Here is a 13,938-nt window from a genome sequence, read left to right on the forward strand (position 1 = left end):
GGTCAGCTCTCCCGGGTCCTGGGGTCGAGGAAGACGTAGGCGACGTCCGCGAGCAGATTGGCGATCAGCACCAGGACGGTGATGAGCAGGAAGATCGCCGACATGAGCGGGTAGTCCGCGGCCTGGGCGGCCTTGAACAGCACCGTGCCGAGACCGGGGTAGTTGAAGACCACCTCGGTCACGATCGAGCCGCCGACCACGAACCCGAGCGACATGGCGAAGCCGGACAGCGACGGGAGCATCGCGTTGCGCGCCGCGTAGGTGAACACCACCCGGCGCCGCGGCAGGCCCTTCGCCTCGGCCAGCCGCACGTAGTCCTCGCTCAGCGTGGTGACCATCATGTTCCGCATGCTGATCAGCCAGCCGCCGAGCGACGCGACCACGATCGTGGCGGCCGGCAGCACCGCGTACTCGATGGCGCTCACGATGAACCCGCCGTTGAACCCGATCGTCTCGGTCACCGCGTATCCCCCGGAGAACGGGAACCAGTTCAGCGTGATCGCGAAGACGAAGGCGATGATGATCGCGAACCAGAAGTAGGGGATCGAGGACAGGAACGTGGTGACCGGGATCAGCGAGTCCAGCCAGGTGCCGCGCTTCCAGCCGACCAGCACGCCCAGCGCGGTGCCGATGACGAAGCCGAGCACGGTGCAGATCGTGATCAGGATCAGCGTCCAGTACATGCTCTGGCCGAGCACGCTGCTCACCGACGAGGGGTAGTAGGCGTACGAGGTGCCGAAGTCGAAGGTGAAGACGCTGTGCCAGTAGCTCAGGTACTGCTGCCACAGGTTCTGTCCGGTCTGGCCGAACAGCACCCGCAGCGCGTGCACCGCGGACGGGCTCAGCTTGCCGTGGAACTCGTTGATCAGGTTGTCCGCGGGATCACCCGGCATGATGCGTGGAATCAGGAAATTGAGGCTGATGGCCGCCCACGCGGTCAGCAGGTAGAAGCCGGCCTTTCTGGCGATGGTACGCAAATCTCACACTCCCTCGTACCGCTCCGCGTCGCCTCGAACAGCAGTCCTCGGCATGCCAGTTAAATACCAGTTGCCGACACGATAGATACGAACCGGGCCGCTGTCTAGAGAGCGATTTCCGTCGGAACCAGGCATAAATCCGATGCAGGTGGGCTGACCGGGTGCTTGGCGGCCTGTCATCAGCGCCACCCCGAATGGGCTACTGGCCAGTACCACCTAGAACCACATAGAACCACTGGCTTACACTGGCCCGGTCGCCCCGTTCCGCGGACAGGAGCTCCGGATGAAGATCAGCCGACTGGTCGGGCCTGGTACCTCAGAGATCGTCGACGTCGCGGACCCGAGTCCCGGCAAGGGCCAAGTCCTCGTCGAAGTGCTGGCGTGCGGCGTGTGCACCTCGGATCTCGGGGCCTGGCTCAATCACGACGCGGCGAAGCCGCCGGTGCGGCTCGGGCACGAGATAGCCGGCCGCGTCGTGGCCACCGGACGCGAAGCCGGGCGTTGGGCGGTCGGTGATCTCGTCACCGGCTTAGGCGGCGACGGGTTCGCGACTCTCGCCGTCCTGGACGCTGCGACGATTCTGCCGATCCCGCGCGGCGTCGAACCGGCGCTCGCGCTCGGCGAACCCGTCGCGTGCCTGGAGGAGGCCTTGTCCCGGGCCGGAATCGGCGCCGGGGACCGCGTCGCCGTGACAGGCCTCGGATTCATGGGGCTCGGCCTGGTGCAACTCGCTGCTCGGCACGCCCCCGGGCTGCTGGTCGGGGTCGACCCCGACCCCGCGCGTCGGGCCCGCGCGCTGGCCCTCGGCGCGGACCTCGTCTTCGGCCCCGACGACGTGCCGGAACGGTTCCGGACCGGAACGCGCGAGACCGAGGCGCGCTTCGACCTCGTGCTCGAAGCGACGGGCGTGACCCCGGGGCTCGGCACGGCGGGAAGCCTGGTCCGCCCGTTCGGCACGCTGTGCGTGGTCGGCTACCACCACACCGGCGACGCCAAGATGGACATGGAACTCTGGTACAAGGGCGCCACGATCGTCAACGGCTTCTGCCCGGACCGTCGGCGGATGCTCGCCGCCATGGCGGACGTGCTCGATCTGATCGCCGCGCGTCGCTTCAGCTACGCGCCGCTGATCACCCACCGGTTCGGCCTCGGCCAGGTCGACGAGGCGTTCCGTACGATGCGCGCGGCGGGCCCCGACTTCGTCAAGGGTGTCCTCGTTCCCTGATTCGGAGGACTCGCCGAACGCGGCCTACCGGGTGAACGAGGTGCGCAGCCGGTAGCGCTCGCCGACGTACTGGATCGTCGAGACGAACAGCGGTTCCCGCCGCTCGCCCAGCGCGAGCTGCCACATGATCAGCAGCGGATCGCCGACTTCGATCCGGAGCAGCCGCGCGGTGCGCTCGTCGGCCTTTCCCGCCTCGATGGTGCTGTCCGCGCGGGCCGGCTCGATCCCGGCCGCGGTCAGCGTGGCGTAGAGCGAGCGCACCGCGAAGTCGACCTCTGCGATATCCGGCACCAGGCCGAGCGGAATGATCGTCAGATCGAGCGCGGTCGGCACGCCCTCCAGAAAGCGGACGCGCTCGAGCCGGAACAGCGCCGTACCCGGTGCGATGGAGAACTGCTCGGCCTCGTCGAAGCTGGCCGCGCTCGACTCCGCGCGCACGATCGTCGAATGGGTCCGCAGACCCATCCGGGCCGCCGTCTCGCTGAACGACTCGAGCCGGTTCGGCCACTCCTTCTTCGACGCGGCCTTCGTGATGTACCAGCCCCGGCCGTGCGACGCGCTGAGCACGCCCTCCTCGACCAGTTGGCGCAGCGCGCGGCGCAGCGTCACCCGGCTGATGCCCAACTGCTCGCACAGTTCGCGCTCGGGCGTCAGCCGGGCACCGCGCTTGAGCACACCCGCGTCGATCTCGCCGCGGATCAGGTTGGCCGCCTGAACCCACAGCGGCTCTGGATATCCCGGCATAACGCCGCCCGCGATCGCGCGGGACTCACTCATGTATGGGCCCCTATGCCCTAACCAGCAGAGAACAAAGAGAAACAGCGCAGCCAACGATAGCTCAGACCATGGACTCAAGCGGGGTGATCACGCGGGCGGGTTGACCGTCAGCGTCACCGGGACGGATGGGAGGGCATAGGGGGTGCTGCTGCCGAACACGAGCTCGGCGCCGTAGCTGCCGGGTTGGGTGATCTGCGAGGCGCTCGTGTCCAGGGTGACGGTGACGGTCACCCGCTGGTAGGGGCGCAGAGTCAGTTGCGTGGTGCTCTCGGCCAGCCAGGGGACGCTGGCGCCCGGGTCCACGGCGTATCCCGGCAGGTATTCCACGACCGCGCTCGGGATGAGGCTGCCGGGGGTACCTCCCAGCTTGTAGAAGCCGAGCGCGCCGGCGCCGCGGTAGCCGGCGGAGTTGGCGTTCGGCAGCGCGCTCCATGTGTCGGTCTGCGGGTCGTAGGCGACGCCCTGGTTGGTCAGCGTGCTTCCGGTGGTGACGCCGCTGGAGATGACCAGCATGCCGTTCGCTCCCGCGTACGCCGCGCCCCACAATGGGACCGGCATGTTCGGCAGCGCGGACCAGGCGTTGGTGGACGGGTCGTAGACGTAGGTGTGTTGGATGTTGTCGCCGTTGTTGTCGGTGCCGCCTGCGCAGTAGAGCTTGCCTTCGATGCCGGCGCAAGATGTCCAGGCGATCGATTCGGGGTAGGCGGCGATCTGGCTCCACGTATCGGTGGCCGGGTCGTAGACGGAAGCGTCGGTGGTTCCGCAGGTGCTCGCGCCGCAACCGCCGACGAGGTAGAGCTTGCCGTCGAGGACCGCGCTCCCAGAGCCCGCGTAGGGTGCGGGGTCCGCGGCGCCCGTGGTCCAGGTGTTGCCGGCCACGTCGTAGATTTCCAGCTTCGGATCGACCGTGCCGTCGGGGGCCCAGCCGCCCGCGACGTAGAGCTTGCCGTTGATGATGCCGTGGCCCGGCGCCTCATGGCTGTCCGCCGCCGAGGCGAGTTGGGTCCACGTGCCGGCCGTCGGATCCAGGACGTAGAGGTTGCCGGGGGCCGGGGCGCCGAAGGACAGTCCGGAGTCGCCGAACCCTGCGTAGATCTTGCCGTCGTAGGCGTCGGCGACGTTGTCCATCATGGCCGCCGGCAGGCTCTGGGCGTTCTGCCAAGCACTGTCCGAGGGCGCGGCGGATGGAGTGGCTGCCGGAGTGCCTGCCGGAGTAGTCGTGGGAGTTCCGCCGACGTGGCCCATCGGGTAGGTGCCGGCGATGCGCTGGAGGGGCGCGCTCTGGGTCGTGCTTGCAGTGCTCGGTGTGGACGCGTCGGCTTGTTGGCCGATCCGCAGCGTGGCCGGTGCGCTGCCGGTGTTGGTGACCGTCAGCGTTCTGCTCGTGCGCCCGCCCAGGTTGACGGACGCCGCGATCGATCCAGGCTCTACCTGAAGTTGCCCGGCCTTGAGCCAGTAGCTTTCCGGCGTGGCGCTGTTGGCCCGGACGTTCACTGTTTGCGTCGTGCTGATGTAGTCGAACTTGGCGGCGGTCAGGACGTGCTTACCTGTTCCGGGCACGAACAGCGAGTAGTAGCCGTCGCCGAGGTACGGGTCTTCCGGGGTTGCGACGGTCTTTGCCTGCACGGACGTGTCGCTCTGGTCGGTGACCGTCGCGTCGACCGCTCCGTGGCCGGTGTTGGCGTCCTGCACCGTGCCGACGACCAGGCCGCCCGGGGTGGGCGTGAAGTCGCGCTGTCCGACGAAGACGTTATCGATACCCCAGTACCAGGCGCCGTGCGCGGTGTACTGGAAGCGCAGCTGGACCGATGACTTCCCGGCGTACGCGGTGAGCGGAACGTCGAAGTGGGCATCGTTGAGGACGTAGTCCCCGCTGCTGAGATCGGGCGTCCACACCGTGGTCCAGGTGGTCCCGCCGTCGTCGCTGGCCTGCACATCGAAGGACTCGTAGTACGGGTTGTCGGTCCACATGGAGTCGAAGCCGACTTCGGGCCGGGTGTCGCCGGTGAAGTCGTACACCGGGGTGACCAGCGAGGTGTTGAAGTTGCTGCTGAACCCGTAGGAGTTGCTGTCGGCGATGGCGAATCCTCCGGCGCCACCGGTCTGATTGCCTCGGCTTCCCGGGTCGTTGAACTGCCAGCCGCCGGAGGTGCCGGGGGCGTTGACCACGCTCCAGCCGGACGGCGCGGACGTGGTGGAGTCGAAGGTCTCGGTCGGCCCGGTCAGGCTGAGCTTGTAGCCGGGGGCGGTGGCCGTCCACGGATCGGCGCTCGCGGCGGCGTCGACGAACAGCGGGGTCCGGGCGACGCGCACGGTCTTGGTGACCTCGTCGTAGCCGGGGGCGGCGGGCGCGAAATCGAGGGTGTAGTCGCTGTTCTGAGGCAGCGTCAGCCAGTAGCGGCCGGTGTGCGGGTCGGTCCACACGGCGTTCGGGTCGCCGCTGACACTGACCTTCGCGTACAGCGGCCAGCCCTGGCCGGAGCCGTCGGTCACCGTGCCCGAGACGATCTCGCTCGGCACCTGCGTCAGACTGAAGTTCTTCGTGCTGGTGGCGCCCGCGGCGACGGTCAGGTTCGCAGTGCCCGTCGCATATCCGTATGCGGTGATGCTGAGGTTCAGGCTCCCGGCGGGCAGCGCGAGTGTGTAGCGGCCCTGGGCGTCGGTGTGCGTGACGTCGGTCCCGTCGCTGACGGTGGCTCCGACGATCGGCTTCCAGCCGGTGCGGTCGGTGACGGTGCCGGTCAGTGCGCCGTGCGGGCCGGTGCGGAACGCCTGGAGTCCGTTGGGGGTGCCCAGGCCGGTCGGGCCGTCGTAGCCGGTCACGGCGTTGCACAGGTAGCCGACCGTGCATCCGCCGTTGTTGCCGGTGGTGACGTCGTTCAGGCCGGTGCCGGCCGCGTACGGATAGGAGTTGGGGTAGGTGCCCGCGGTCGGGGCCCCGGCGTCGGCGTAGACACCGGCGATGATCGGCGAGGCCACACTGGTGCCGCCGTAGACGCCCCAGCCCGCGCCGCTCTCGTAGACCGCCACGCCGGTGGCCGGGTCCGCGACGGCGGAGACGTCGGCGACCGCGCGGTTGGCGCATCCGGTGTCGTGCTGGAAGGCGGGCTTGGGCTCATAGAGCGAGCAACCTGAACCGGCGCCGGACCACGCCGCCTCCGACCAGCCGCGAGCGGTCCCCGTGGCCGAAGTCAGGCTCGTACCGCCGACGGACGTGACATATTGCGAGGCCGCCGGGTAGGCCACTCCGTAGCCCGAGTCGCCTGAGGAGGCGACGACGGCGACGCCGGGGTGGTTGTAGTAGGCGTCGAGAGTGGTCGTCTCGGAGGGGTCTTCGCCGGAGCCGGGGGTTGAGGTGTAGTTGGAGCCGTACGAGTTCGACACGAACTTGGCGCCCAGGGCCACGGCCTCGTCCACGGACGCGGCGAGGTTGGTGTCGCTTTCGTCGTCGGCCTCCACGAGCAGGATGTGGGCGTTCGGGGCGGTCGCGGAGATCATGTCGAGGTCGAGGGATATCTCCCCGTCCCAACTGCCGTTCGCGGGCGGGTACTGGGTGCCGCCTCGCTGGTCGACCTTGCTGAAGCAGCCGCTCGCGGTGGTGCACGCGGGCAGGCCGTATTGCTGGCGGTAGGTCGCGAGGTCGGCCTCGGCGGTGGGATCGTCGTAGGCATCGACGATCGCGATGGTCTGCCCTGATCCGCCGTTCGACGGAAGCGAATAAGCGCCCTGTAGATCGGTCGGCCCGTACCCGGCCGGGGCGGTCGCGGCGGTCTGCGTGTGCGCGGACTGCTTGACGTCCGTACGGCGCATTGCGAAGCAGGAGAACGTGCCGGGCTTCGGCGCGTTGCAAACGGACTGATACGTGGGGGCGGCGCCGGAGGACGAGCCCGCCGCGTTCGATACCGTGCTGCCGGTCGCGGCCTGCGCCGGGACGCCGAGCAGGGCCAGTGTCGCGGCGGAGAGGACCGACACGACGCCGGCTCGCCCTGGCGTGGCACGGCCGTTGTGAAAGACATGGAACATGTGGCTCCCCTGAGTCTCTGCGGGTGGGTTGGCCGCCTTCGGGCGGCCACGCGGACTGGTTCAGACCACTTACGCGACTGCTCTCATTCTTACGCCGTCTCAGCGTCCTCAATCATCACGGTTGGGCAACGGCCCGAATCAGACCTCTGGTGATGAGCTCGTCCCACAGGGCCGCGGGCGGCGCGGCCGCGAACAGCGCGCTGGTGGAGCGGACCTGTTGCGCGTCGTCGGCGCCGACGACGAGCATGCGCACGGCGGGATGGGACGCCGCGAAAGCCATGGCGGCGGCGGGGAGCGAGGTCTGGTGATCGGCGCAGACAGCGGCGATCGACGCGGCCGTGTCGAGGATCGAGCGCGGCGGAGCGCCGTATTCGAAGTGCGCCGCCGCGTCCGGCTCGGGCCGGGCGAGGATGCCGCTGTTGAAGATCGCGGCGTTGAGGACCCCGACTCCGCGTTCGAGGCATGCGGGCAGAAGTTCGTCGAGCGACGTCTGATCGAGCAGCGTGTACCGGCCGGCGAGCATGACCGTGTCGATGTCCGTGTCTCTGACGAAGCGGGTGAGCAACGCGACGTCGCCGGCGCCGACACCGAAGGAGCGGATGACGCCGTCGTCCCGCAGGCCCGCGAGCGTCGGTGCGGCGGCGGTGAGCGCCGGCTGCACGTGTTCGCCCTCTGGATCGTGAATCAGGACCGTGTCGACGCGGTCCAGTCCGAGGCGCGTCAGGCTGTCAGCGAGGGACGCGCGGACGCCCGCATCGGAGAAGTCCCAGACTCGGCGGAACGCCGCGGGCACCGCGAAGCCCTCCGTGTCGAGGCGGCCCGTCCCGCTGAAGTCGGGTACGAGCAGGCGCCCGACCTTCGTGCTGACGGTGAACTCGTCGCGGGGTTTCTCGCGCAGGAAATCGCCGAGTCGCCGCTCCGACAGGCCGAGCCCGTAGTGCGGCGCGGTGTCGAAGTGCCTGATCCCGACGTCCCACGCGGCCTCGAGGATCGCCCGCGCCTGTCTGTCGGTGCGCGGTTCGTAGAGATTGCCGAGTTGGGCGCAGCCGAGGGCGAGCCGGACCGTCACCGCGTCGGCCATGACAGGTCCCAGATGAGCTCGCCGCGCGTGGCGGACGGGCGCGAAGCGGCGGGCACGTCGTCCCCGGCCGCCGCGTCCCCGGCCGCCGCGTCTCCGTCCGCTGTGTCTCCGTCCGCTGTGTCGTCTCCGGCCGCGTCATCCCCGGCCGTCGGCGCGAGGAACGGCGCGACCTCCCGCTGCCAGGCGCGGTTCGTCGGATCGGCGCTCAGCCGCGCCTCCATCCGCGCACGGTCGCAGGCTTCGACGACATGAGTCAGCGTCGTGCCGCTGCGGTAGATGCGCCAGCCGAGCACCCCGGCGTCCCGCATCACGCGGTCCAGGTCGGCCGGGATGGCGCGATGGAAGTGTTCGTAGTCGCGTTCCCGGCCGGTCGCCAGGTAAGTGCGGAACTCGAATGTCTCCGGCGGTGCGGAAGTCATGGCCGTGTCGTCCTTGAGTCAGGCTCTGGTGGCGCCGACTCTAGCAAAGAGTCAGATTAATCCAAGGGGTTGGTTGGCAGATTTGCCCAGAGATGCCCGGTATTGATCTGGTTTATCGTGCCTCTTGAAAGTCGTTGGGCCAAATGAGTTGCATTAATCGGAAGGTCTGCAATACTCAACCCGACACCGTCGGAGCCAATGGAGGAACTCGACCGTGACGACGAACGTTGCCCTGCCGGGTCCGGGCGGTGCCGAACCGGACGATGACCGGTACCGGCCCGGCTACGAGCTCGTCGCGGAGCGGTTGCTGCACTACATCGCCGAGGAGAACCTGCGCCCCGGCGACCGGCTGCCGACCGAGCAGGGGCTGGCCGAGATCCTCGGCGCGACGCGGAACGTCACGCGTGAGGCCGTCAAGGTGCTGGCCGCGATCGGGCGGCTGACGGTGCGCCGCGGCGCGGGCATCTTCGTCGCGGCTGCCCCGGCCGTCTCCGACGCCGACCAGCTGGCGCACTATCAGCCCACCGACATGGAGCACGTGCTCATGTTGCTGGACTACCGCCAGGTGATCGAGACGGAGACCGCGCGCCGCGCGGCGTCCATCGCCACGCCGCTCGAGGTCAAGTCCATCCGCGCGGCGGCGCAGGAGTCCGCCGAGGTCGGCGCCCGCGGCGACGCAGAAGCCTTCGCCCATGCCGACGAGCTGTTCCACAACGCGGTGGCCGCGGCCGCGCACAACATCTTCCTGCAGTCCTCGGTCGCCACGGTCCGCAAGTTCGCCGCGCAGAGCGACGTGCTGCTGTTCCACGGCTCGGCCCCGGGTTCGCTCGAGGCCGCCGGCCGGCAGCACGTCGAGATCGCCGAGGCGATCGCCGCCGGAGCCGCCGACCACGCGATGGAACTGATGGCCCATCACGTGGACACCACCCGACACCAGTTCGAGAGCCGGATCCGCGACCGGCTGTTCAGGTCCTGACCCTCTGAATCCCTGACCTTCCGAACCCCCGACTGCCGGCGAACCACGTCCGGACGGTCCGCGATACCCCGATGCCTCGATCAGGAAGCACAGTCATGAAGATCACCCACGTCGAGTCCTTCCGGGTGCACGTGCCCGCCGTCGATCCGCCCTTCCGATGGCGCGAGGGCCTGGCCGGCAGCGCGCCCGCGGGCGACGGCGGCATCCTGCGCATCGGCACCGACGCGGGCGTCGAAGGCGTCGCCTTCTTCGCGCGGCCCGGCGCCGCCGTGCTGCTCGACGACCTGGTCGAGCGGGTCTTCCGCCCGGAACTGCTCGGGCAGGACCCGCTGCAGCGCGAATGGCTCTGGCACCGGGTGTGGGAACTCGACCGCATCCATGAGCTGCCGCTGCCGACCCTCGGCCTGATCGACGTGGCGCTGTGGGACCTGGCGGGCCGCGTCCTGGACCTGCCGACCTGGCAGCTGCTCGGCGGCTACCGCACCGAGATACCCGCCTACGCCTCCACCTCGACGTTCGGCAGCATCGAAGAGTTCTTCGACGTCGCCGACCAGTGCCTCGCCCTCGGCTACCGCGGCGTGAAACTGCACGCGTGGGGCGACGCCCGGCGGGATGCGGCGCTCATTCTCGCGCTGCGCGAGCACCTCGGCCCCGAGGTCCCGCTCATGTACGACGGCTCGGCCGGCTTCGACCTGCCGGACGCCATCTACGTCGGTGCGGCGCTGTCCGAGGCCAAATACCTCTGGTACGAGGAGCCGATGCGCGAGTTCAGTGTCAGCGCCTACAAGCGTCTCGCCGAGGTGGTCGACGTGCCGCTGCTGGTGGCCGAGACCTCCGACGGCGCCCACATGAACTCGGCCGACTTCATCGCCTCCGGCGCCGCCACCTTCGGCGTGCGGGCGAGCACCACGCTGCGCGGCGGGATCACCGGCGCGATGCGCACCGCCCACCTCGCCGACGCCTACCGGGTACGCGCCGAGGTGCACGGCTCGGACATCCCGAATCAGCACCTTTGCATGGCGATCTCGAACACCACCTACTACGAGTCGCTGGTCACCTCGAACCCGGTCAAGCGCGAGCGGGCCGTCGACGAACGCGGCCTCGTGCACGCGCCGACCGGCCCGGGAATCGCCCTGCCCGCGGGGCTCGACTACCCGGCCGCCCTCCGGCCGTACGTCCAGGAAGGCTGAACCAACCCCTCCCCAGGAAGGCAAGACAATGATGTCTACACGAATGTCTATAAGCACTGTCGGTCGCACACGCGGACGGACAACCGCCGCCGCCGCATTCGTCGTCGGCGCCGCGGTCGCTCTGTCGGGATGTGCGAGCACGAGCGTCGGGACGACCGACAGCACTACCGCCTCCGTGTTCAAGCAGGCCACGCAGAACGACTCCGCGTCGATCACGGTCTGGACCGACTCGACGCGTCTGCCGGATGTGCAGAAGTACCAGCAGGAACACCCGAACGTGAAGATGAACATCGTCACGTACGACGGAAGCGCGGACGGCTCGACCTACCTGCAGACCAAGGTCCAGCTGTTCGACCGGACCGGCAGCGGCTGGCCCGACGTGGTCTTCGCCTCGCCGACCGACGTGACCTGGGCCAGCGCGCCGACGAGCCCGAGCGCGCAGGCCTTCGCCGCGCCGGTCGACCAGCTGGTGCCCGCCTCGACGCTGCAGGGCTTCGCCACCGGCTCGCTCGCGCCGTGCCAGGTCAGCGGGCACACCTACTGCCTGCGCAACGACATCGCCCAGGTGGTGACCTGGTACAACAAGAAGCTGATGGACCAGTGGGGCTATCAGGTGCCGACCACCTGGGAGCAGTACCAGGCGCTCGGCGAGAAGGTCGCCGCGCAGCACCCCGGCTACGTGGTCGGCGCGGTCGGCGACACGAACTCCCAGGAGTCCTACTTCTGGTCGAGCCAGTGCCCGGCGCAGCAGCTGGTGGGCAACAACACGCTGAAGGTGGACCTGTCCTCGCCCGACTGCACGCGGATGTCGAGCCTGCTCGACCCGCTGATCGCCGACAAGTCCGTGAGCACGCAGGGCTTCTTCACCCAGGGCTTCGACGGCAGCAAGGTACTGATGGCGGTCGGCCCCTCCTGGTACGGCCAGTACCTGTTCAACTCGGCGTTCAAGACCCCGTCGGGCGAGATCGCCGCGGCGGCGCCGCTGAAGTGGGACGGCCAGAGCACGGTGGCCACGGGCAACGTGGGCGGCGGCATCTGGATGATCTCCTCGCACAGCACCAACCTCAAGGCCGCCACCGCCCTCACCAGCTGGCTCACCACGTCCACCGAGAACCTGCAGAACGCGCCGACCTACCCGGCCTACGTCGCCGGAGCCAAGGCCTGGCTGGCGAACCCGGCGAACAAGAGCTACTTCGCCGACGACGTCTCCAGCGTCTTCCTGTCCGCCGCGAACGACGTGTGGACCGGCTGGTCGAACACCAAGTTCAGCGACGCGACGCCGTGGTCGAACGCGGTGCTGCCTGCGCTGACCGCGGGCAAGTCGCTCACCTCGACGCTGCCCGCCTGGCAGACCGCGATCGTCAACGAGGCGAAGTCGGTCGGATACACGGTCGTCACGCAATGACCACGCTCCAGGCACGGCCGCTCGCGGTGTCCGGAAACGGTCAGGCCCGCCGCCCCGCGCGGCGGCGGGCCGGCGGCGGCCGGGCCGGGTACCTGTTCGTCGCCGGATACGTCGTGCTGCTGCTCGCGTTCGGGGTGTTCCCGACCGGCTACTCGGTCTACCTCGCCCTCACCAACCCGCGCGGGCAGTTCACCGGACTCGGCCAGTTCGTCAAGGCGTTCCAGGACTTCCGCTTCGGCCCGGCGTTCGCCGACATCAGCGTGTACCTGGTGATGTGGCTGCTGCTCGTGGTCGTGCTCACCGTGACGGTCGCGGTCATCCTGCGCGGCCGGGTCGGCAGCGGCGTCTCCGCGGTGCTCCGCTTCCTGTTCTACATCCCGGGAGCACTGGCGGGCGTCGCGAGCGTGCTGGTCTGGCTGTTCATGCTCGACCCGGCCGTCAGCCCCGCCGCCGGACTGCTGCGCGCGCTGGGCCTGGACAACTTCGACCAGGTCCTCGCGCCCGGGAACCTGCCGGTCATCCTGGTGCTGATCGCGTTCTGGACCGGGGCCGGCGGCTGGATCGTGGTGATGTACGGCGCGCTGAACAATATCCCCGACGAGATCCTCGAGGCCGCGCGCATCGACGGAGCGGGTCCCTGGCAGATCGCCTGGCGCATCCAGATCCCGATGATCAGCAAGTGGATCGTCTACATGGCGATCCTCGCGTTCGCCGCCGGCACCCAGCTGTTCGTCGAGCCGCAGCTGCTGCAGACCGCGAGCCTCAACCGGGTCAGCCCGACGTGGTCGCCCAACGAGCTCGCCTACGTGTTCGCGTTCCAGAACGGGGACTTCAACGGCGCCGCGGCGATCTCGATCGTGCTGCTGGCGATCGGCCTGCTCTGCGCCGGGCTGCTGGTCACCCGGTCCCGCCTGTTCAAACTGGACGAAGACTGATGACCTACCTCTCGAACGTGGCGCGGCGCAGCTCGCGTCTCACCTCAACACTCGTCGTCACCGTGATCATCGTCGCGCTGCTGGTGTTCTTCGTGCTCCCGGTGATCTGGCTGCTGCTGGCGCCGACCAAGACCGACGCACAGCTCAGCAGCGGCTTCCCGCTCTCGTTCGGCTCCTTCAGCCAGCTCGCGGCGGCCTGGCGGCACCTGACCTCGTTCCAGGGCGGCGCCATCTGGCTGTGGCTGCGCAACTCGGCGGTCTACTCCGGCGGTGCGCTCATCCTCACGCTGGCCACGAGCGTCCCGGCCGGGTACGCGCTCGCGCTCACGAGGTTCCGCGGCCGCAAGACCCTGCTGACCGCCACGCTGATCGTGATGATCATGCCGAGCTCCGCCCTCGTGCTGCCGATCTTCCTGGAACTCAACCTGTTCCACCTGATCGGCACCGCCTGGTCGATCATCCTGCCGTTCTCGTTCTACCCGTTCGGGGTGTACCTCGTGTACATCTACTTCGCCACCAGCCTGCCGCGCGACATGCTCGCCGCCGCGCGCATCGACGGCGCGAACGAATGGCAGGTCTTCCGCCAGGTGGCGCTGCCGCTGGCCCGGCCGGTGATCGGCCTCGTCGCCTTCTTCAGCTTCGTCGGCAACTGGAACAACTTCTTCCTGCCCTACCTGGTGCTGCCGAGCAGCCAGGAGTTCCCGGTCCAGGTGGGCCTGAACCAGCTGCTCACCTCCACCCCGTCCTTCAACCCGGTCGCGGGCAAGGGCCTCGACATCACGAGCCCGGAGCTGGCGCTGGCGATCATCATCGCCATCCTGCCCGTCCTGGTGCTCTTCCTGTTCTCCCAGCGTGCCCTCGTCTCGGGCATGCTGGCCGGTTCGACCAAAGAGTAAGACCGCGATTTCCCCTTCTCGACCATCTCGACCA

At 68.9% G+C, this 13,938-nt stretch carries 11 protein-coding genes; 6 read left to right on the top strand and 5 right to left on the bottom strand.

What is annotated here, in order from left to right; translation table 11 throughout:
- Positions 1-2 precede the first annotated feature (2 nt).
- The gene (locus VG296_RS23670; RefSeq protein WP_325569222.1) at positions 3-977 is read right to left on the bottom strand and encodes an ABC transporter permease; all 975 of its coding nucleotides are present in this window, start codon (positions 975-977) and stop codon (positions 3-5) included.
- Between the two features lie 283 nt (positions 978-1,260).
- Between VG296_RS23670 and VG296_RS23675 the strand changes: the two genes are divergently transcribed.
- Complete coding sequence (locus tag VG296_RS23675) at positions 1,261-2,202, top strand: zinc-dependent alcohol dehydrogenase (RefSeq protein ID WP_325569224.1); 942 nt, start codon at positions 1,261-1,263, stop codon at positions 2,200-2,202.
- Positions 2,203-2,226: 24 nt separating this feature from the next.
- Here the strand turns inward: VG296_RS23675 and VG296_RS23680 are convergent, their stop codons facing one another.
- The 4 genes from VG296_RS23680 to VG296_RS23695 form a co-directional block, all read right to left on the bottom strand.
- Entirely contained in the window at positions 2,227-2,979 is a 753-nt protein-coding gene (locus VG296_RS23680; RefSeq protein ID WP_325569226.1) for a GntR family transcriptional regulator, read from the bottom strand.
- 87 nt (positions 2,980-3,066) lie between these two features.
- On the bottom strand, positions 3,067-6,951 hold the full coding sequence (locus VG296_RS23685) for a Kelch repeat-containing protein (protein ID WP_325569228.1): 3,885 nt from the start codon (positions 6,949-6,951) through the stop codon (positions 3,067-3,069).
- Positions 6,952-7,117: 166 nt separating this feature from the next.
- The gene (locus VG296_RS23690) at positions 7,118-8,083 is read right to left on the bottom strand and encodes an aldo/keto reductase (RefSeq protein WP_325569230.1); all 966 of its coding nucleotides are present in this window, start codon (positions 8,081-8,083) and stop codon (positions 7,118-7,120) included.
- Positions 8,068-8,502: an L-rhamnose mutarotase gene (locus VG296_RS23695; RefSeq protein ID WP_325569232.1), complete on the bottom strand. Its 435-nt coding sequence runs from the start codon at positions 8,500-8,502 to the stop codon at positions 8,068-8,070. The genes VG296_RS23690 and VG296_RS23695 overlap by 16 nt, the downstream gene beginning before the upstream one ends.
- 214 nt (positions 8,503-8,716) lie before the next feature.
- On the opposite strand from VG296_RS23695, the gene VG296_RS23700 reads away from it, so the two are divergent.
- The 5 genes from VG296_RS23700 (at position 8,717) to VG296_RS23720 (ending at position 13,904) form a co-directional block, all read left to right on the top strand.
- A complete protein-coding gene (locus tag VG296_RS23700; protein WP_325569234.1) occupies positions 8,717-9,478 on the top strand; it encodes a FadR/GntR family transcriptional regulator in 762 nt (253 codons plus the stop codon).
- Positions 9,479-9,573: 95 nt separating this feature from the next.
- Positions 9,574-10,668, top strand: coding sequence for an enolase C-terminal domain-like protein (locus tag VG296_RS23705; RefSeq protein WP_325569237.1), 1,095 nt, complete (start codon positions 9,574-9,576; stop codon positions 10,666-10,668).
- 43 nt (positions 10,669-10,711) lie between these two features.
- Positions 10,712-12,073 (top strand): ABC transporter substrate-binding protein, encoded by a 1,362-nt coding sequence (locus VG296_RS23710; RefSeq protein WP_414641129.1) that lies wholly within the window; start codon positions 10,712-10,714, stop codon positions 12,071-12,073.
- The gene (locus VG296_RS23715; protein WP_325569241.1) at positions 12,070-13,008 is read left to right on the top strand and encodes a sugar ABC transporter permease; all 939 of its coding nucleotides are present in this window, start codon (positions 12,070-12,072) and stop codon (positions 13,006-13,008) included. Before VG296_RS23710 ends, VG296_RS23715 begins: the two co-directional genes overlap by 4 nt.
- Complete coding sequence (locus VG296_RS23720; protein WP_325569243.1) at positions 13,008-13,904, top strand: carbohydrate ABC transporter permease; 897 nt, start codon at positions 13,008-13,010, stop codon at positions 13,902-13,904. The genes VG296_RS23715 and VG296_RS23720 overlap by 1 nt, the downstream gene beginning before the upstream one ends.
- Positions 13,905-13,938: the final 34 nt, after the last annotated feature.

The organism is Actinospica sp. (assembly GCF_035552695.1).
In the GTDB taxonomy this organism is placed as follows: domain Bacteria; phylum Actinomycetota; class Actinomycetes; order Streptomycetales; family Catenulisporaceae; genus Actinospica.